General features: G+C 32.0%; 19 protein-coding genes. 4 read left to right on the top strand and 15 right to left on the bottom strand.

Annotated elements, in window-relative coordinates; genetic code table 11:
- Positions 1-152: 152 nt before the first annotated feature.
- Entirely contained in the window at positions 153-605 is a 453-nt protein-coding gene (dtd, locus tag BM130_RS10940) for a D-aminoacyl-tRNA deacylase (protein WP_010527710.1), read from the bottom strand.
- 641 nt (positions 606-1246) lie between these two features.
- On the opposite strand from dtd, the gene lplA reads away from it, so the two are divergent.
- Positions 1247-2221 (top strand): lipoate--protein ligase, encoded by a 975-nt coding sequence (gene lplA / locus BM130_RS10935; RefSeq protein ID WP_010527709.1) that lies wholly within the window; start codon positions 1247-1249, stop codon positions 2219-2221.
- 118 nt (positions 2222-2339) lie between these two features.
- Here lplA and uvrC read toward each other — a convergent pair whose 3' ends face one another.
- The 13 genes from uvrC to nadA all read right to left on the bottom strand — a co-directional run bounded on the left by uvrC (position 2340) and on the right by nadA (position 17011).
- On the bottom strand, positions 2340-4160 hold the full coding sequence (uvrC, locus tag BM130_RS10930) for an excinuclease ABC subunit UvrC (protein WP_010527708.1): 1821 nt from the start codon (positions 4158-4160) through the stop codon (positions 2340-2342).
- Between the two features lie 6 nt (positions 4161-4166).
- Complete coding sequence (gene ade / locus BM130_RS10925; protein ID WP_029626610.1) at positions 4167-5798, bottom strand: adenine deaminase; 1632 nt, start codon at positions 5796-5798, stop codon at positions 4167-4169.
- A 128-nt stretch (positions 5799-5926) separates the two neighbouring features.
- The gene (gene mnmG, locus BM130_RS10920; RefSeq protein ID WP_010527706.1) at positions 5927-7804 is read right to left on the bottom strand and encodes a tRNA uridine-5-carboxymethylaminomethyl(34) synthesis enzyme MnmG; all 1878 of its coding nucleotides are present in this window, start codon (positions 7802-7804) and stop codon (positions 5927-5929) included.
- 36 nt (positions 7805-7840) lie between these two features.
- Positions 7841-8269, bottom strand: a complete 429-nt coding sequence (gene ybeY / locus BM130_RS10915; protein WP_010527705.1) for an rRNA maturation RNase YbeY — start codon at positions 8267-8269, stop codon at positions 7841-7843.
- A 5-nt stretch (positions 8270-8274) separates the two neighbouring features.
- A complete protein-coding gene (locus BM130_RS10910) occupies positions 8275-8670 on the bottom strand; it encodes an ATP-binding protein (RefSeq protein ID WP_010527704.1) in 396 nt (131 codons plus the stop codon).
- A gap of 104 nt (positions 8671-8774) precedes the next feature.
- A complete protein-coding gene (locus BM130_RS10905) occupies positions 8775-9929 on the bottom strand; it encodes a murein hydrolase activator EnvC family protein (protein WP_010527703.1) in 1155 nt (384 codons plus the stop codon).
- Complete coding sequence (gene lolB1 / locus BM130_RS10900) at positions 9910-10752, bottom strand: lipoprotein insertase outer membrane protein LolB1 (RefSeq protein WP_010527702.1); 843 nt, start codon at positions 10750-10752, stop codon at positions 9910-9912. The genes BM130_RS10905 and lolB1 overlap by 20 nt, the downstream gene beginning before the upstream one ends.
- Positions 10745-12523, bottom strand: a complete 1779-nt coding sequence (locus BM130_RS10895) for a tetratricopeptide repeat protein (RefSeq protein WP_010527701.1) — start codon at positions 12521-12523, stop codon at positions 10745-10747. Before BM130_RS10895 ends, lolB1 begins: the two co-directional genes overlap by 8 nt.
- A 40-nt stretch (positions 12524-12563) precedes the next feature.
- Positions 12564-12998 carry a dUTP diphosphatase gene (dut, locus tag BM130_RS10890; RefSeq protein WP_010527700.1) on the bottom strand — a complete coding sequence of 145 codons (435 nt, stop codon included), beginning with the start codon at positions 12996-12998 and terminating at the stop codon, positions 12564-12566.
- Entirely contained in the window at positions 12985-14079 is a 1095-nt protein-coding gene (locus tag BM130_RS10885; protein ID WP_237706136.1) for a polysaccharide biosynthesis C-terminal domain-containing protein, read from the bottom strand. Before BM130_RS10885 ends, dut begins: the two co-directional genes overlap by 14 nt.
- Positions 14080-14448: 369 nt before the next feature.
- Positions 14449-15468 (bottom strand): Holliday junction branch migration DNA helicase RuvB, encoded by a 1020-nt coding sequence (gene ruvB, locus BM130_RS10880; RefSeq protein WP_010527698.1) that lies wholly within the window; start codon positions 15466-15468, stop codon positions 14449-14451.
- A 9-nt stretch (positions 15469-15477) separates the two neighbouring features.
- Positions 15478-15867 carry a response regulator gene (locus BM130_RS10875; RefSeq protein WP_010527697.1) on the bottom strand — a complete coding sequence of 130 codons (390 nt, stop codon included), beginning with the start codon at positions 15865-15867 and terminating at the stop codon, positions 15478-15480.
- A gap of 151 nt (positions 15868-16018) precedes the next feature.
- Complete coding sequence (nadA, locus tag BM130_RS10870) at positions 16019-17011, bottom strand: quinolinate synthase NadA (protein WP_010527696.1); 993 nt, start codon at positions 17009-17011, stop codon at positions 16019-16021.
- A gap of 427 nt (positions 17012-17438) precedes the next feature.
- Between nadA and rpiB the strand changes: the two genes are divergently transcribed.
- Genes rpiB through BM130_RS10855 form a run of 3 tightly spaced genes read left to right on the top strand, consistent with a single transcriptional unit; the run spans position 17439 to position 19734 of the window.
- Complete coding sequence (gene rpiB, locus BM130_RS10865; RefSeq protein ID WP_010527695.1) at positions 17439-17882, top strand: ribose 5-phosphate isomerase B; 444 nt, start codon at positions 17439-17441, stop codon at positions 17880-17882.
- Positions 17883-17887: 5 nt separating this feature from the next.
- Positions 17888-19276, top strand: coding sequence for a LutB/LldF family L-lactate oxidation iron-sulfur protein (locus BM130_RS10860; protein WP_010527694.1), 1389 nt, complete (start codon positions 17888-17890; stop codon positions 19274-19276).
- 11 nt (positions 19277-19287) lie between these two features.
- Positions 19288-19734: an RrF2 family transcriptional regulator gene (locus tag BM130_RS10855; RefSeq protein WP_010527693.1), complete on the top strand. Its 447-nt coding sequence runs from the start codon at positions 19288-19290 to the stop codon at positions 19732-19734.
- Here the strand turns inward: BM130_RS10855 and BM130_RS15690 are convergent.
- A complete protein-coding gene (locus BM130_RS15690) occupies positions 19688-19963 on the bottom strand; it encodes a VanZ family protein (RefSeq protein ID WP_237706137.1) in 276 nt (91 codons plus the stop codon). The two genes, BM130_RS10855 and BM130_RS15690, sit on opposite strands and share 47 nt — an antisense overlap.
- Between the last annotated feature and the right edge of the window lie 123 nt (positions 19964-20086).

Below are 20086 nucleotides of genomic sequence, written 5' to 3'. Positions count from 1 at the left end.
TAGTCATTAGTTATTTAACACCAACCACCTGATTACTAATAACTAATCACTTCTTCTGCCTTCAGCCTGGGCACGTCTGCCCCTCGGCTTCTACCTCTGTTTTTTGGGATAATCCCTTCCCTTCTACTGGTTACCATTTTCCCATACATGGTTCACTGTTTATTTTTAGTATCAATAATAATAGTAACCGGGCCATTATTAATAAGCTCAACGTCCATAGAGGCACCAAATTCACCACAAACAATTTCTTTTCCTAAAGAGCATGAAAGTTGCTTCTTAAATTTTTCATAAATAGGAACCGAAATATTAGGGGGTGCAGCCTCTACATATGAAGGTCGGTTTCCTTTTTTTGTACGGGCATGTAAAGTAAATTGGCTAACTACTAAAATTTCCCCATTTATGTCTTTGACCGACAGATCCATTACACCTTCCTGATTATCAAAAATACGTAGATTTACAATCTTTTTGGAAAGCCAAGAGATATCTTCTTCTCCATCCTGCGCTTCAATACCAACAAGAACCATTAATCCTTGTCCAATAGAGCGAGTTTCTTGCCCATTGATGGTAACAGAAGCCTTTAAAACTCTTTGTATTACTGCTCTCATTTTAATTTTATCCGTTAACTTCTATCCAAACTTTTCGAAATAATGAAATTTCCCAATCAGAAAAAAATTTTTCAGGAAAAATCAGAGAAAATTTTCTTTAGGTAGTTAGCGAGCTAACTTAAATTGGAAACCATTAAAGACAATCCGTAGTAATTCAACAATAATAAGTTAAATCAATTTTAAACAAAAAATGTACGCCAATAATATTTATTTGCTATCACCTAATTAGTCCGGTTTACAGCTATTCTTGAAAAAAAACTAATCAATAGGGAACAACTAAAATTAAATATTAAAAACCTTTTACCTGAGAAATGGTTAGGTTAACGATTAAATAAAATTACGCAAATATAAAATGACTAACTCTAATTACACATTATACAACTGATTTTTAATTTCTTATATTATTTAAAAACTAAATTTGAAAACCATAAATCACTATCACTTAAAAATTAAAATAAACATGTAGAATAAAAATTATATCTCAACAAGAAGTTTATCTCTTAACCCAATTGAAATTCAATTATATATGTAGCAACCAAATAGTCTCCTGTAAAATTTAAACTAACCAATTTTTATATTTTTGAATGATTTTATAAAATAAAATTAGCTTTTATAGGTGATATCCGTAAAAATTAAAACAAATGGAGCACAAGAAAACACTTTATGTCATAAGTAAATCAAACGATCCCGCTTATAATTTAGCCACAGAAGAGGTATTATTAAGAAATTATGAAGAAAATATAGTTTTTTTATACATAAATAAGCCATCGGTCATTGTAGGAAAACATCAAAATACATTATCAGAAATCAATTTGTCTTTCTTAAAATCGCACAATATACCTGTATATCGCCGTCTTTCTGGAGGTGGAACAGTTTATCATGATTTAGGCAATATTAATTATTGTTTAATAGAAAATGGAGAAGCAGGCAAATTGGTGGATTTTGTTAGAGCCACCACACCCGTTGTTGAAGTATTAAAACATTTAGGTATTAATGCTCGCCATGGCAAAAGAAATGATTTACTTTGCGGATATAAAAAAATTTCAGGAAATGCTTGTCATGTTTATAAATCTCGTTCCATGCACCATGGAACCCTTCTTTATAATTCAAATCTCTCCTACCTTACTGAAAGCCTCAAAACAAAAAATATACATTTTAAAGACCGAGCAGTAAAATCGGTTCGTAGTGAAGTGGAAAATATTTCCAGAATAATTAAATCAAAAAAGCAAACCACTGAATTCCTATTAGAAATAGGAGAGTATTTAAAGAAAAAATACAACGCTCAACCATGGAATCTAACGACAAAAGATATTGAAAAAATAGACGAATTAATTAAAAACAAATATGAAACCTGGCAATGGAATTATGGATATAGCCCTATGTATGAATTTAAAAAGGCATATAAAACAGGAAATTATACCTTCTTATCTCAACTTAAAGTAGAAAAGGGCATTATTCAACACATTGAAATTAAAAGCAACTATCCAAACGCAAACTTCATTAAAAAAGCCGAGAAAGTCATCCATATGGCATACCATGAAAAAGAATACATTCAAAATTGTTTGTCCGACCTTCCTTCCGAAATTCAGGAAGGTATTATAAATTCATTATTTTAGTATCATTTCAATGCCATTTTTACCTATTGGTTGTAGGAATTATTTCCTCTTGCACCATATAATATTTAATCGTTATGATTTGAATTCAAACTCATTTCTCACATAAAAAAAAAAAGCATTATTCAACATTCTCAGTAAAAAATCGGACAATTTTCTTAGCCCTGGCCTCTCCCACAACTTCTTTTAACTGGTTAAGGGAGGCGTTTTTGACTCCATTTACCGATTTAAAGTGGGTCAATAACTTCTTTACAGATTGAGGCCCAATGCCGGGAATATCTTCTAGTTTAGAATTTATAAAAGCTTTACTTCGTTTTTGACGATGAAAAGTTATACCAAATCTGTGAGCTTCATTTCGAAGATGTTGAATTAATTTTAAGGAAGGCGAATTTTTATCAATATATAAAGGAACCGGGTCGCCTGGAAAATATATCTCTTCTAAACGTTTAGCTATTCCAATAATATTAATTTGATCAATTAAGTCTAACTCTCTCAGAGCTTTAACTGCCGACCCTAATTGACCTTTCCCTCCATCAATAACGACAAGTTGAGGAAGAGGCTGACCTTCATTTTTTAATCGACTATATCGTCTATAAACAACTTCTTCCATGGAGGCAAAATCATTGGGGCCCTCAACTGTTTTAATATTGAAATGTCGGTATTCATTTTTAGCAGGTTTCCCATTCTTAAAAACAACACAAGCTGCTACCGGGTGATGACCTTGAATATTTGAATTATCAAAACATTCAATATGTATTGGGAGTACATTCAAATGCAGATCTCGTTTTACCCATTCCAAAATAGAATTTTCTCTGCTAGATTTAGTCCTATTAGCTTGTTGTTTGAGCTTTTCAAAACGATAATATTTTACATTTCGCTCAGATAGTTCGAGCAACTTCTTTTTATCACCTTTCTTGGGTATTAAGAATTTAACGCCGCTAAATTCAATACCAGGATTAAATGGAACAATAATTTCAGGGGAATTGCTATGCAATCGTTCTCGAATATCGACAATAGCTAATGCAAGTAAGGATTTAATATCTTCATCCATTTTCTTTTTGTACTCAATAGTATGAGCTTGAATAATGGCCCCATTAACGATTTTAAGAAAATTCACATAAGCAGACTTTTTATCCTCAATAATAGAAAAGACATCAACATCATTAATTTTGGGATTAACAATGGTTGATTTACTTTGAAAGCCCTCAAGAGTTAATAATTTTTGTTTAATTTCCTCGGCTTCTTCAAATTTAAAATCCTTAGCCAACTTCATCATGGTTTCTTTCATATACTTTATAACCGAAGAAATATTCCCTTTCAATATATTTTTAATTTCTTCAATCTGGAGATTATAATCCTCCTCTTTTTGGAGGCCTTCACATGGACCTTTACAATTGCCAATATGATACTCTAAACAAACTTTAAACTTACCTTTTGCAATATTTTCAGGGGTGAGTGCATGTCGACATGTTCTTAAAAAATATAATTGCCGAAAAAGATCGATCAAAGTTCTAACCATACCACTGCTGGTATAAGGTCCAAAATAATAACTGCCATCTTTTATGATTCGACGCGTGGAAAATACCCGCGGGAATGGCTCATTCTTTACTACTATCCAGGGAAAACTTTTATCATCTTTTAGTAGGACATTATATCGTGGTTGATATTTCTTTATTAAATTATTTTCTAAAAGAAGAGCATCTTCTTCACTATTTACTACAATATGGCGAATATCATAAATTTTTCTCACCAAAATTCTAGTTTTAGCATTATCGGGTGTACGATAAAAATATGAAGAGACCCTTTTCTTTAAATTTTTAGCTTTACCAACATATATAATATTTCCTGCACTATCTAAATACTGATAAACACCAGGACCTTCTGGTAATACCTTTATTAATTCTTTAAGATAACTTAATCGACCCTGATATATTTCATTCATATTTTTTTAATTGAAAAGTGATATAAACTCGAACTTTTCTCCATCAAATAGTCCTTTATCACCAATCTTCAATTTGGGAATAACCAATAAAGACATGAAAGATAAAGTCATAAACGGACTTTTAAGATTACACCCCATATCAACAGCCATTTTCTCAATATTGGCATATTTTTTCCCTACTTCTATGCCATCTTGATTACTCATAATTCCCCCAATAGGCAACGGCAAAACACTTTGATTATTTTTAGAGGAAACAGAAAGTCCTCCTTTATTTTCCATTATCAAATTAAGGGCATTAACTATATGTTCATCTTCCACACCTACAGCGACTACATTATGACTATCATGCGCAACAGACGAAGCTATGGCACCTTTTTTAAATCCAAAACCTTTTATAAAACCAACAGAAGCAGGTTTATTTTTATACCGATCCACAACAACAATTTTAAGAATATCCTTATCTGCGCAGGACTCTAAAACTTTATCATCCCATATATCCAAAGTTAAAGCATCGGTAACAAGAGATCCATCAAAACATTGTATAACATTTACTTTGCTTGCATTTTGAGGAACCATTACTTTAATATCCTCTAAAGAAATTTCATGGGCTTTAAATTGATTAACAATTTTGACTTCTTTCTTATCAAAAAGAACGCCATAACGATGATCAAAGACTTTTTCTCCATCAATATAGCTTTCTTTGACATTAAATTCATCTAGATTATCAATAACAATAAAATCGGCTTTATCACCTTCTCTCAATAACCCTACAGGAAGATTGTAATGTTCAACGGGATTCAAAGAAGCAGCCCTAAGCAAATCATACAAATCAACACCTTTTTTCAGACCCAATTTAATTAATTTATCGATATGTCCATCTTTAATCAATTCATGTGGATGAGAATCGTCAGTACACAACATCAAAGAATCAGGATGAGAATTAAAGAGGGGAACTAAAGCTTCAAAATTTTTAGCGGCACTTCCTTCTCTAATTTGAATTTTCATACCACATTTAATTTTGTCAAGCGCTTCTTTTAACGTAAAACACTCATGATCGGTAGAAATTCCCGCCGAGGCATATTTGTTTAACTCTTCACCGCCAATTCCCGGAGCATGACCATCGATAGGAATTCTTCTTTTCTGAGCCAACCGAATTTTCTTCCAAACTTCCTTGTCATTATTAATAACCCCTACATAATTCATCATTTCACTCAAAAAACATACTTCTTTTCTATTTAAAAGATAATCTACTCCCGTACAATCAATAATGGCACCTGACGATTCTAAATTGGTTGCCGGCACACAGGATGGTGCACCAAAAAATATCTTTAACGGCGTATTTTTTGCATCATCAATCATATACTCTACACCCTCCACTCCCAACACATTACCTATCTCATGTGGATCGGTTAACACCCCAATTGTTCCACGTGGAACAACCAACCGGGAAAACAGAGAAGGCACAACCATACTACTCTCGATATGAACATGAGAATCGATAAATCCGGGTAAAATGTATTGCCCAAAATTATCACCACATCGTTCTATTCTTTCAATAAAACCCCTTTTAAAATAAACTTTCCCTGGAAAAATTTCTCTATTATGAATATCTACAATATTACCTTTAATTACTTTCATAATCTTAAAAATTAATACACTAACATAAAATCTAAATAAATTCAAAAAAAAAAAACAAAAAAGACCCACAAAATATATGAGTCTTTTTTTTAAAAAAACAGTCAAAAGATAATGTTCCACGTGGAACATTATCTTCCCATAAGAACCAATAATACATTAATATCACTGGGTGAAACACCACTAATTCGTGAGGCCTGACCTAATGTTTCGGGATCCACTTTCTTCAATTTTTGCCGGGCTTCAATAGACAAGTTATGGATCGATTCGTAATCGAATTTACCTCTAATCTTTAACTTTTCTAATCTTTTAAGTTTATCTGCCAATTGCCTTTCTCGTGCAATATATCCTTGATATTTAATCGCAATTTCTACACTATCTAAAATTTCAAATTTTCTGTCATTAGGAATGTCCTTACAAAATTCCCTAAAAGAACCAATAATATTAACCAACTCAATAATATTAACTTGGGGACGCGTAATTAACTCTTTAATTTTAATTTTTTGTTTCAAAATAGAAGTACCTTTTTCTAATAAATAGTTATTAACTTCTTCAGGTTTTACGCTATAATCTTCAATAAATTGAAAAATTTTTTCACGCCAAAGAATTTTTTCCTTATAGAAATTATACCTATAGTCATCTACCAATCCAATATTTCGGCCTTTGGGTGTCAATCTTAAATCGGCATCATCTTGACGTAATAATAAACGATATTCAGCACGTGAGGTAAACATTCTATAAGGCTCATCCACACCTTTGGTAACCAAATCATCTATTAATACTCCAATATAGGCTTCATCTCTATTTAACACAAAAGGGTCCTTCCCTTTTAAACTTAAGGCTGCGTTAATCCCTGCCATTAAACCCTGTGCAGCGGCTTCTTCATAACCGGTAGTACCATTAATTTGACCTGCAAAATATAAACCGTTAATTAATTTGGTTTCAAGTGTATGATATAATTGAGTAGGATCAAAAAAATCATATTCAATAGCATAACCAGGACGAAAAATAAAAGCATTTTCAAGGCCAGGAATCGATTTTAAAGCCTCCAATTGTGTCTCCAAGGGTAAGGAACTACTGAAACCATTTAAATAATATTCAATAGTATCTTCGCCTTCTGGTTCTAAATGTAATTGATGACTATCCTTATCAGAGAAAGTTACAATTTTAGTTTCAATACTAGGACAGTATCGCGGACCTATACTCTTAATAGTCCCGTTATACATAGGACTTTCATCTAAACGTTCTCGTATGGTATTATGAACGATCGGATTGGTATAAGTTAGATAACAACTACGTTGTTTTAACTTTTTATTAGAAACAGGAAGAAACGAAAATTTATAGAAATCTTCATCTCCGGGTTGTTCCTGTAATCTGGTAAAATCTACAGTTCTACCATCAACACGTACAGGCGTACCGGTTTTCATCCTGCCTGTTTTAAAACCACGTTTAAAAAATTTATCGCTTAATCCCTTACTTGATTTTTCAGAAATCCTTCCACCTTCAATTTGAACCTTACCGATATGAATAAGTCCATTTAAAAAAGTTCCTGTAGTTAAAATAACCTTTTTAGAATAAAATTTTACATTCTGAGAGGTAAATACCGCAAAAAAATCAGAATTAGAAAAATCAATATCTACAACCAAATCCTGCCATAAATATAAATTTTCAGTATTTTCAATAATATGCCTCCATTCTTTGGAAAATACCATCCTATCACATTGGGATCTAGGACTCCACATAGCAGGACCTTTAGATCTGTTAAGCATCCTAAATTGAATAGATGACAAATCGGTTACAATTCCCATTTGACCTCCAAGTGCATCTATCTCCCTAACTATTTGACCTTTGGCAATACCACCTACAGCAGGATTACAACTCATCTGGGCTAATTTAGTTAAGTCCATAGAAATAAGAAGTGTTTTAGCCCCCAATTTAGCTGCAGCTACACTAGCTTCACAACCGGCATGACCTCCACCAATTACAATTATATCGTAATTAAAATCCATACTTTTAAACCCTTAAATAATAGTAAATAAACAGCACTAACGGAAATTTGTTTCGAAGAATAGTAGAGCCAAATCCTCAGCAGACCGCATTAAGGATTTTTCCTCTTCTGTACTATCTTTATAACCCATTAAATGCAGAACACCATGAATAATAACCCGAAGAAGTTCATGAAAAAAAGGAACTTTATAAAACTCGGCATTCAAACTAACTGTAGGTATACTAATCAAAATATCCCCTGAAATAATATTCTTTTTGGAGTAATCAAAAGTTATAACATCGGTAGTATAATCGTGTCCAAGAAATTTTTTATTAATTTTGTAAATATATTCGTCGGAACAAAAAATATAATTAATTTCACCTACCCTAAATTGCTTATTTTCAATAACTTCTATAATCCAACGACGAATAATGCTTTCATTCTCGAGGATATATTCAATATCTATTGAATCGAAAAAAATAGACACGTTACTTATGTTAAATTAAATACAATCCTAACTTCATTACCCTTTTCATTAAATTCCAATTCATCCGATAAATGTTTCATCAAAAAAATGCCTCTTCCATGGGTTTTTTCAATATTTTCAGGTTTAGTCGGATCAGGAAGATTTCTATAATCAAAACCTTCACCACTATCTCTGATAATAAATTCAATCTTTTCGTCAGTAATTATATATTTTAAAATAACTATTTTTTCTTTTTCAAGTTTATTTCCATGAACAATAGCATTATTAACACCCTCAACAACGGCAAGTAACAACTTACCATAAATGTCGGAATGCAAATTATATTTAACTGAAATATCGTCAATTAATCTTTCAACTAAACTAATGTTTTTAATTTCAGACTTGAAAACAACTTTATTCACAACATAGGTTTTAACGTTAGCTGTCTTAATCTATTTAAATTACATCAACTTATACTCTTATACAAAAAAAGAGTTTCTAAAATGTATCGATTTTTGATAAAAAACTATGGTTTAAGCCACAGTGCAGGATCTAACTTATTATTTTCTTCCCAAACTTCGAAATGAAGAACTTTATTCATATTGGTATTGCCATGATAAATTTTTCCTAAAATTTCTCCAGCCTCTACAATATCTCCCTTTTTCACTACAACTTCAATTAAATTTCCATAAACTGTTAAATATTTACCGTGACGAACAATTACTGTTTTATTTAAACCAGGTATGGCCACAACCATAGAAACAACCCCGGAATGAACACATCTAACATCACTACTTTCTAAAGTCTGAATATCAATACCATTATTTTTAATAGATACATTTTTTAAAATAGGATGAGCATGTTCACCAAAAGGATTAACTATCACACCGTTTTCGACCGGCCAAACCAACTGACCTTTCATATCTTCAAAAGTAATAGATTCATCTTTGTTAATACTTGAAGCTTTTTCAGCAGCGATAAGCTCCTTAATTTTCTTTTCAAGCTGTTGAGCTGCCACTTCTTTCTGTTTTAAGTTTTGTTGTAACCACTTTTGTTCCTCTTGAAGTTTTTTAATCAATAAAGCCCTATTTTTCCTGTTTTCTTCCAAACGAGCTAATTCGCTTTCTATTTCATTTAGTACAGCCTGTTTTTCATTTTTTTGTACTTGAATTTCTTTAAGTAAACCCTTAACCTGATTTTGGGATTTAACAAGCTTTTCACCCTGAGTTTTTCGGTAATTACTATACTCCTTAAACAATCTAAACCTTGTATATAAATTACTAAAAGATTCAGCGCTAAAAAGAAACATCAATTGATTTAATTCTCCTCTTTGCCTATAGGTGTACCTTATAAGTTGGGCATATTCTTCTTTTAAAGACTGAATATCCTTTTCCAAATCATTAATTAATAGCTCATTAACTTCAATTTGTTCGTCAAGTTTATTAATTTCTCTTTCGAAATTATTTATAAGTTTCCTACGACTAAAAATTTCTCTATCTAAAAGAGATAATTTTTGCATAAAGGCATCTTTGGTCTCAATCTTTTCGTTCAGTAACTTTTGAAGCTTAATTATTTCTTCTATAATATTTTCCCTTTCTTTACGAAGACTTTCAACAGATTGTCCGTAAAGATTAACACAGGAGATCAAAATAAAAATGGCATTAACGATAAACCTTAACATATTTCTTAGGTATACTGAAACCAATCAAATTTGAAGCATTAAATTGAATATCGGTAAAACTTAGTTGTAAATGATAGATTTTATTTTCCATACTACCTTCAATCTCAAAGGCAAAAGGAAAATAAAAATCATTATTCCGCTTTTTAAAATCTTTATATCTAATATCCAGCTTAAGTTGAGAATCAGAAAGTTCAATAAAATTACGAACCATATAAAAGTCATTGGGATTGATCCAAAACTGCTGATACGCTAAATCTTCTAAATTATGGTAATTTAACTTCCTATTAAGTTTCTTCTCCTTAACAGAGGAAAATTTGTAAAAAGAATTTTCAACACCACAATATTCAAAATCAAATAAACCTAAAACATCAGAAGTAAAATAAGAATATGGTTCGTTTAAAATAATTTTTTGTAAAAACTGAAAATCTAATGAAAGACCAATACTGGTATATAATTCTGAATAATGAGAAAAAATAACTTCCCTATTAATTCGGTCAATAATTTTAACCAAATCGGGTTCAAAAGATATTCTCAAAACTTCAATTCCTATAGGACCTAAAACACTAACTCTTAAAAAACTATCCCTTTTTAATGCAATATTACACTTAAAATTTTGTTTGAAGGTTTCTGAATTAATAACTATAGATGCTCTTTTAAAAAGAACATTGTTTAAACTTTCCTTTTCTGAATTTACAGATAACTGTTTAAAAATTTCCTTTTTTTCCAATAAAGGAATATCATATTCACTTGAAACTATATCAAGAGATTTACAACTAACAAAAAAAACTAACAAAAAAATAACCCAATAAACTCGCCTATTCATCAACAAACTTTTTCAATTCTATTTTCTTTTCCAAAGTTTTGGAGTGTTCACCTAATTCAAGAGCTTTTTGCCATTGAATAAGGGCACCTTCTAAATCACCGGTTTTATACAAAATATCCCCATAATGTTCTAAAATAACACCATTGGGTTCATCCAAATTTTCAACAGCTCGTTCTATAATAAATTTTGCTTCATTAAATCTTTTACGTTTAAATAAAACCCAGGCATAAGTATCCAAATAGGTAGGATTTCCGGGCTCTAATTGAATTGTTTTGGCACTCATATGTTCGGCTTTTTCCAGGTTAAGGCCTTCCAATGCCAAATAGTAACTATAGTTATTTAATACTATTATATTATTCTCATCTATTTTAAGGGCTTCTTCATAATGATAAAAACAACTATCAACATTTTTCATTGAATAAAAAATATCCCCTAAATAGGCGTGAAATTGCCCTTTTAAAGGCAGATTTGATTTAACCTTTTCAAGTTCTAATCCATTTAAAAGAACATTAGCAGCAGCCCGATAATCTTTAAGCTGGAAAAGAGCAACTCCATATAATAACCTAAAAACAGGTTCTTCAGGATAAAATTTTATGGCTTGCGATGCCTTATTTGATAAAGTATTATAATCCTGAAATTCTGATAATAAAATCAAATAATCTTGCCATAATAATGGTTGAGAAGCATCTATCTCCAAGCCTTGTTGAAAAATATCCCTTGCTAAATCTTTCTCTCCAAGACTCATTAAATAATTACCAAAACTATGATATACATCAACTTCATAGGGATGAACCCTAATTAAAATTCTATAAAGTGTTTTAATCTCTTCTTTTTCAAAAAGTTCTTTACTATTATCATTGTTTCCAACTAAGGAAAGAAGCTTTCTGAATTTATTGGTGAAATCAACATTTTTAGATTCAAAACCTTTAAAGAAATTTTTCTTAAAGGAAAGAGTATCCCCTTTTTCAAGATAATAATTACCCAATGAAAAATATACATTTCCATTAACAGGTTCTATTTTTAATACTTCATTATATTCTGAAAAAGCTTTCTTAAAATTTCCATTCTCAAGGTAAAAATCACCCAACAGAATTCTGTAATTGGAATTATATGGATTATTTTTTATCAATTTGTAAAGCTCTTTTTCAGCATTATTAAAATCCTCCTTTTGAAGATAAAGCTGATAAATTCTTAAATTAATGGGTTCAGAGATGCCAAGACGATTTTCTATAATCTTTAAATTATCAATAGCTGCATCAATAAAACCATTTTGAACTTCTAATTCGGCAACATAATAAATATCTTCAACAGAAGAATTTCCATTGTTATTTAATAGTCTACGAGCAATATCAACGGCTGCCTCACCATTTCCTAAATTTTGGTATATTCTGGAAAGTAATAATATGTAATAACGATTATAAGGATCATATTGGACCGCCTTCACCATCAACTTTTGAGCGTCTTCAACACTATTGTTGGCTAACAATATTCTGGAAAGCTCATAAGCACAAGCAGAACAGGTAGAATCAATTTTAAAGGCTTCGGCGAAATACATAAAACTTTTATTAACTTCATTCAAGGCTTTGTACCGAATACCTTCATAGAAATAATAATCAAATTTTCTTTGCTCGCTTTCATCCAAACTGATGGATCGAACATTTAAAGAATCGGATAATTTAGAATATTTGTTTTCACCTGCCTGATATTTACTTAAAACAGAACAAGAGGTAAAAAAAATAATAACTAAAGAAATAATACTCAAATACCTCATTAGTGGTAAATTTAAAATCGACACAAAACCAAAATGCTAATTAAATGCCTGTATGACCAAATCCCCCTTCTCCTCTGGAAGTAATACTTAAATTTTCATTAATATCCCACTCGAACTTTTCATATTTATTGATTACCATTTGGCAAATACGATCACCATGATTAATAACAAATTCCTTATCCGACAAATTAATTAAAATAACCTTAATTTCGCCCCGATAATCACTATCAATAGTTCCCGGTGAATTCAAAACAGTAATACCGTATTTAAGGGCTAACCCACTACGCGGCCTAATTTGCGCTTCCATTCCTTCCGGAAGTTCAATAAATAAGCCTGTTGGTACCAAAGCCCTTTCCAAAGGCTTTAAAATTAACGGTTCACTCAAATTGGCACATAAATCAACACCCGCTGAACCTTCTGTAGCAAATTCAGGAACTTTATTACTACTTTTATTAACTAGCTTAATTTTGACCATACTTTTGAATTACAAAAAACGAACCAATGAAAACAACAAATATAGTTCCTTTATACAGATACTGAAAAAAAAGTATTTCAAAGACAGTATAATGATCTAGTAAAAAGAAAATACCTGCAAGAACAAAATAGAATAAATACCTTAAAGGTTTATAAGGAACGGGGTAAAATTTTTTACCAAGCAACCAGGATAATAAAGTAATAGAAAAATACCCAAAAAACAAGGCAATAGCCGAACCTATGATGCCATATATCGGAACAAGCACAAAATTTAACGTAACAGAAATTAAAGCCCCTACACCCCCTAAAAGAGCGCCAATCCACGTTTTATCGGTAAGTTTATACCATAGGGATAAATTATAATAGATCCCATAAAATAATAGTGCTAAAAGAATAATAGGAATTATATAATTCCCCTCTGTATAGATATCAGTTAATAAAATATTAATCCAATCGAGAAAGATATTTACTCCAAGAAATATAGTTAAACCAAAAAAAATGAAATAATCCATTATTTTGGCATATTGTTCTTTACCGTGTTCACGGTTTTTAAAAAAATAAGGTTCAAAGGCAAACCTAAAGGATTGCGCAAATAAACTCATTAAAACCCCTATTTTAAAGTTGGCACCATATATAGCAAGCTGTTCAAAACCATTACTTCCTAAAAGAGAAGGTAGCAATATTTTATCTATATTTTGGGTGACCATACCGCAAATACCAACAAAAAGTATTGGTAAAGAATAAATGAGTACGGGTTTTATAAGCCTAAAATCCAAATAATTTCGATGCCATTTGATTTCAGACATCAAAAGAAACAAAGTAATTAAACTACTAATACCGTTACTTAGAAAAACAAAAAATACCTTACCTAATTCCTCGAAGTGTATAAATGACAGAAAGCCCTGAAAAAGTCCTTTATTTATGAAATAAGGAACACCAACCAGAAAAAATAGATTAAAGAAAATATTGGCACCTATACTAATCAATTTAATAATACCAAATTTTAAGGATTTATTTTCTAACCTAAGCTTTGCGAAGGGTAATGAAACAAAAGAATCTATCGCAAGAATAAAGAAAACCAAAAGAATAGCATATTGATGCTGACCACCATAAAAGCTAACGCTTACATTTCTGAAAAAAAATATACCAAAAGATAGAAAAATAAAACTGGTAAAACTTAATAAACACAATAAAGTTTCATAAACCGATTTATAAGATTTAGCTTTACCGGCAAAACGAAAAAAACCCGTTTCAAGTCCATAAGTCAAAATAACTAAAAGAACCGATATTACACCATAAAAATTAACAACAACCCCATATTCATAAGTAGATAACGTACGAATATAAAAGGGCATCAATAACCAATTTAAAAGGCGCCCTATCATTGTGGACGCCCCATAAATAACTGTTTCGCCGGCTAATTTTTTTAAACTTAAAGACATGAATGAAAATTAAAATAGAGAAGGCTGAGGACCATTTTTTTCACGACCAAAATGTTTATAAGCTAATGGGGTAACTACCCGACCTCTGGGAGTACGTTTTAAAAATCCCTCTTTAATAAGAAAAGGCTCATAGACCTCTTCCAAGGTACCGGAATCTTCCCCTATAGCTGTAGCAATGGTAGAAATACCAACAGGACCACCATTGAATTTGTCAATAAGAGTTAGTAATATTTTATGGTCCATTTGATCAAGCCCATATTTATCGATATTTAAAGCTTTAAGGCTCATTTTAGTAATAGCCATATCAATAACACCATTCCCCTTAACCAAGGCAAAATCTCGTACTCTACGCAACAATGCATTAGCAATTCGGGGTGTCCCCCTACTCCTTCGGGAAATCTCTCCTGCCGCATCATCTTCTATTCCCACTTTCAAAATTTTGGCAGAACGTTTAACAATTCCTTTTAAGACTTCGGAATCATAATACTCTAAATGGCAATTAATTCCAAACCTGGCTCTTAAAGGACTGGTTAGTAATCCACTTCGGGTGGTTGCGCCTATTAAAGTAAAAGGATTTAATTCTATTTGAATACTCTTAGCCCCTGGCCCTTTATCGATAACAATATCTATTCTAAAGTCCTCCATGGCTGAGTAAAGATATTCCTCTACAACCGGGCTCAACCGATGAATTTCATCAATAAATAAAACATCTCTGGGCTGAAGAGAAGTAAGAATACCAGCCAAATCACCTGGTTTATCTAAAACCGGACCACTGGTAAGCTTAAAACCTACACCTAACTCATGAGATATAATATTGGAAAGAGTAGTTTTACCAAGACCGGGAGGGCCATGCAATAATACATGATCAAGTGCTTCGCCACGCATTAAGGCTGACTTAACGAATATTTCTAAATTTTCAACTACTTTATGTTGACCCCGAAACTCCGAAAAAGATAAAGGACGAAGTTTTTGCTCAAAATCAAAGTCCTTGGTTTCTTCCAATTCCGTATTTCTAATATCAAAATCCATCTCTCAAAATTAAACCTTACTCATTTCGAAACCAAAACTACTGACTATTTGCCCGAATTGTTTAATATCAAAAGGTTTAGTCATATATTCATCCATCCCCCCTTTTAAACACTTGTCTCTATCGGCATCATAAGTGTTGGCTGTTAACCCGATAATAATATTTCTTGACCCTGTTTCTTTTTCTTGCTCTCTTATAAGCCTGGTTGTTTCTAACCCATCCATAACGGGCATCATTAAATCCATTAAAATAATATCATAATGATTATCCTTGAGCTTATCCAAAGCTTCCTTACCATTATTTGCCACCTCTATCTCAAAACCATATTTGGAAAGGGTTAAATTAATAAGCTTTTGATTCAATACGTTATCTTCAACTAATAATAACTTTATATAACTCATGAAAATATACCGTTTCTGGAAACTAATTTTAACATAAAACCAATTAAAAATTTAAAGGTAAAAAATTAAATAGAAACTAACTTCAAAAAAACAATCAATCCTAAGTTAATGAATCAAACAATGAAAGAATTATATAAAATTAAATCATTCTTCACTTTTTAATAAGTTCACCTGATAATTCAAACATCTTCTGAATAGGCTTAATAGCTTTTTGTCGAATATCTTCTTTAACAAACACTTCCGGATATTCATATTTTAAAGTTAAATAAATTTTTTGCAAGGTATTAAGTTTCATAAATTCACAATCATTACATCCGCAAGTAGAGTCAGAGGGGGGTGCCGGAATAAAAGTTTTGTTAGGCGAAGAATTTTGCATTTGATGCAAAATACCCGATTCGGTGGCTACAATAAATTTACCGGAATCTGAATTTTGAGTAAATTTCAATAAACTGGCAGTACTTCCAATAAAATCTGCAAGAGTTAAAACGGGCTTTTTACACTCAGGATGAGCTAATATTAAAGCATCGGGATTTTCTTTTTTAAGCTCAACAATTTTTTCAACAGAGAATTTTTCATGCACATGGCAGGCACCATCCCACAAAACCATTTCTCTGCCGGAAATACTTTGTAAATAATTTCCCAAATTACGGTCGGGTCCAAATATAATTTTTTGTTCCTCGGGAATGCTATTAATAATTTTAACAGCATTTGTAGAAGTAACTACTATATCAGAAAGCGCCTTAACTTCGGCAGTGGTATTAACGTATGTAACAACGATATGGTCGGGATGTTCTGCTATAAAGGCCTCAAAAGCATCGGCGGGACAACTATCGGCAAGCGAGCAGCCCGCATTTAAATCAGGTACTAAAACCTTTTTTTCAGGAGATAAAATCTTGGCAGTTTCACCCATAAAATAAACACCTGCCAATAAAATAATACTTGCATCGGTTTTTGAAGCTTCCCATGCTAAAGCCAGACTATCCCCCACAAAATCGGCAATATCCTGAATATCGTTTTGTTGATAATAATGCGCCATTAAAAGGGCATTCTTTTCCTTCTTTAACTTGTTTATCTCGTTAACCAAATCGATATCCGTTGGAATATTTTCGTCCACAAACCCTTTTTTCAACCAATTACTATTCATATTATAAAGTTTTAAAAAAATATATGATGATGGTATTAGCTTGTCAATAATGTTTAAAAAAAATCTTATTTGCTATTGATTTCTTCTTTAATAAACATTCCATTTTCATTTATCAACCCTTTATGAATATACCTAAATGTATAAAATTCATCCTTTTCTATTACTTTATCAACAACGGTTAATATCACACAAATTTAAAAAATAATTAATGGCATCTTGTTGATGAAACGATTTAAATCGGTGAATAACTAATTGATAATTGATGCTTTCTTTAAATGAATTTTAGGGTTTAATTCGTTATATACAAATTTCTTTAAGTGTCAAGAAATATTTTTCACACAATAGACACAAAGATATAACAAGTTATCAACAGTGTTGAAAAAGGATAAAAAAGACCGATTATTTACTATATTTGAAATAAAAAATCATGCGTTTCAAAAAGATAGGTTTAGGTTGTGACCATGCAGGCTTTGCCCTTAAGACATTTTTAAAGGGTGAATTAATTAAGAAAGGTATTGAAGTAGTTGACTTTGGAACAAATTCAGAAGATAGTACAGATTATCCTGATTACGCTCATCCATTAGCCGAAGCTGTTGAAAACGGTGAATGCGAAATTGGTATTGCCATTTGCGGAAGCGGTAATGGTATTAACATGACTGTTAATAAACATCAGGGCATTCGGTCGGCTGTGTGTTGGAACACTGAAATTGCTTATTTGGCCCGGCTTCATAACGATGCCAACATTTGTTCCTTACCCGGCAGGTTTTTAAAACAACAGGAAGCATGGAAAATTGTGAATGCCTTTCTAACAACCGGCTTTGAAGGTGGACGACATGAGCGTAGAATAAAAAAGATTCAGTGTAAAAAATAGTTTGTATGGCGAGTGAAAAGAGTCGACAATTTTTAAAAGAATCAGAAAATGTTGCTTTTGACTATAAGCACAGGGCAACAATCAGATTTAATATTTCGAAATATGATGCTGCCGTTGAAAAAGGTAAAAGTCGTTATAAAAATTTAGAGTTGGCAAAAGAAAAGGCAGCAATATTAAAGCGTAAGGTTTTAAAAAATCTTCCCTTTTATCTCGAAAAATTTGAAAAAAATGCCATCGCTAACGGGTGTGAAGTAAAATGGGCCGTAGACGCTAACGAAGCAATTGATATCATTTCTAAAATTGTTAAAGAATCAAATGCTCAATTCATTGTCAAAAGTAAGTCGATGACTTCGGAAGAAGTCGAATTAAATTCACATCTGCAAAAAATTGGGGTTCAATCTATTGAAACTGACCTTGGTGAATTTATCGTACAAGTTGCCGGTGAAAAACCCTATCACATTGTTACGCCTGCAATGCATAAGTCAAAAAAGGACATCGCTGCGCTTTTTCATGAAAAATTCAATATTTCAGAAGAATCTACCCCTGAGCAGATGACTGCTTTTGTCCGACAAAAGTTACGTGAAAAATTTAAAAATGCTTTAGTGGGTATTACCGGTGCAAATTTTTTATTGGCCGAAGAAGGTGGTATTGCCCTTACCGAAAATGAAGGTAATGGTATGTTATCTTTTTCTTTACCTAAGGTACACATTGTTTTGGTGGGAATAGAAAAACTATTGCCCTCATATAAAGATTTGGATTTGATGTGGCCATTATTAGCAGTTCATGGAACCGGACAAAAAGTAACAGTATATAACTCAGTGGTTTTTGGTCCTGCAAAGAGTGATGAAAAGGATGGTCCAGAAAGAATGATTGTTATTTTGTTAGACAATGGCAGGAGTAATTTGTATAATACACCTGAGCAGTCTGAAGCATTGAGTTGTATTCGCTGCGGTGCCTGTTTGAATGCTTGCCCTATTTATAAAAATGTGGGGGGATATACCTATAACTCAGTATACAGTGGTCCTATAGGTTCTGTTATTACGCCACATCTTAAGGGGCTAAAAGAATACCAACATTTAAGTTTTGCCAGTTCTTTGTGCGGTAAATGCGGTGAGGTTTGTCCGGTTAAAATTCCTTTACCCGAGTTATTGTTGGAAAATCGTCGTCTCGCCGTTGAAAAAGGTTATAGACCTTTATTGGAATCGGTAATCATGAAAGGTATGAAGATGGGTTTAAGTTCTCGTTCTTTGATGGATATGGCTGACGGTTCCGTAAAAAATTTCCTCGTTAAACAAGGTGGTATTGGAACTGTTGTTGGGGATAAGAGGGCTTTCCCTGAATTTGCCGATTCATCGTTTAGCAAACAATGGAAAAAAAGAAAATCTAAGCACTAAATTTTTGAATTATGTTATCTACTACTTGTAAATATGCTGTTAGGGCCCTGATTTATATAGGTATGAAAGGAAGTGAGGAAAATCGTGCTAATGCCCGAATTATTGCCAATGAGTTAGGAATACCAATGCAATTTTTGAGTAAAATTTTGCAGATTTTTGTTCGAAAAGGATTACTTAAAAGTGTAAAAGGTCCCACCGGTGGATTTTTTTTGGCCAGGAAACCCGAGGAGATTACTCTGTATGATATTGTAAAAATTATTGATGGACCGGGATTTTTTGAAACGTGTCTTATTGGTACAGGGTTATGTCAAAGTTCTACCAATAAAATTGAACGGTGCCCTGTTCATGACCGCTTTAGCGCAGTACGGGAACAAGTGGTTAATTACTTTAAAAGTGAAAATATTAAAGGTATTATTGAGCGGATGGGTCACGACGAAAGAATTTTATTGAAGTTGTAGTTTTTAAAATAATGAAAAATAGATAGGCGGTAATTATACCGGATGTGTTAGCGACAAAATCCCAGATGTCTTGATTCCGGTCAGAAAGGATGGGCTGTAATATCTCTATAATTCCACCGGCAAGAAAAATCCATAACACAAAATACCACCGCGTTTTTTTTGTTTGTGTTCTGAATTTTAAAAAGTGCGTCCTTTCCATTAGGTAAATTAACGTCAGAAATGCATACATTAAAAAGTGAATAACTTTATCCGAATTTTTAAAATCAAAAAAATCGGGCTTGTTGATATCTTCACTCGATGATAAACTTAGAAACAATATTACACCAACTGTTATTAATGTAAATTTATAATT

The organism is Thermophagus xiamenensis (assembly GCF_900112795.1).
Lineage (GTDB): Bacteria > Bacteroidota > Bacteroidia > Bacteroidales > Marinilabiliaceae > Thermophagus > Thermophagus xiamenensis.
The sequence above is the reverse complement of the archived record's forward strand: the minus strand, read 5'-3'. Positions and strand labels throughout refer to the sequence as shown.

Excerpts from the sequence above, each read along its gene's own strand:
- lolB1 (WP_010527702.1), bottom strand. The coding sequence starts at position 10,752 with ATGAATAGGCGAGTTTATTGGGTTATTTTTTTGTTAGTTTTTTTTGTT.
- ruvB (WP_010527698.1), bottom strand. The coding sequence starts at position 15,468 with ATGGATTTTGATATTAGAAATACGGAATTGGAAGAAACCAAGGACTTT.
- nadA (WP_010527696.1), bottom strand. The coding sequence starts at position 17,011 with ATGAATAGTAATTGGTTGAAAAAAGGGTTTGTGGACGAAAATATTCCA.
- BM130_RS15690 (WP_237706137.1), bottom strand. The coding sequence starts at position 19,963 with ATGTATGCATTTCTGACGTTAATTTACCTAATGGAAAGGACGCACTTT.
- rpiB (WP_010527695.1), top strand. The coding sequence starts at position 17,439 with ATGCGTTTCAAAAAGATAGGTTTAGGTTGTGACCATGCAGGCTTTGCC.
- mnmG (WP_010527706.1), bottom strand. The coding sequence starts at position 7,804 with ATGGATTTTAATTACGATATAATTGTAATTGGTGGAGGTCATGCCGGT.
- BM130_RS10855 (WP_010527693.1), top strand. The coding sequence starts at position 19,288 with ATGTTATCTACTACTTGTAAATATGCTGTTAGGGCCCTGATTTATATA.
- uvrC (WP_010527708.1), bottom strand. The coding sequence starts at position 4,160 with ATGAATGAAATATATCAGGGTCGATTAAGTTATCTTAAAGAATTAATA.
- lplA (WP_010527709.1), top strand. The coding sequence starts at position 1,247 with ATGGAGCACAAGAAAACACTTTATGTCATAAGTAAATCAAACGATCCC.
- ade (WP_029626610.1), bottom strand. The coding sequence starts at position 5,798 with ATGAAAGTAATTAAAGGTAATATTGTAGATATTCATAATAGAGAAATT.
- BM130_RS10860 (WP_010527694.1), top strand. The coding sequence starts at position 17,888 with ATGGCGAGTGAAAAGAGTCGACAATTTTTAAAAGAATCAGAAAATGTT.
- dtd (WP_010527710.1), bottom strand. The coding sequence starts at position 605 with ATGAGAGCAGTAATACAAAGAGTTTTAAAGGCTTCTGTTACCATCAAT.
- BM130_RS10875 (WP_010527697.1), bottom strand. The coding sequence starts at position 15,867 with ATGAGTTATATAAAGTTATTATTAGTTGAAGATAACGTATTGAATCAA.
- dut (WP_010527700.1), bottom strand. The coding sequence starts at position 12,998 with ATGGTCAAAATTAAGCTAGTTAATAAAAGTAGTAATAAAGTTCCTGAA.
- BM130_RS10905 (WP_010527703.1), bottom strand. The coding sequence starts at position 9,929 with ATGTTAAGGTTTATCGTTAATGCCATTTTTATTTTGATCTCCTGTGTT.
- BM130_RS10895 (WP_010527701.1), bottom strand. The coding sequence starts at position 12,523 with ATGAGGTATTTGAGTATTATTTCTTTAGTTATTATTTTTTTTACCTCT.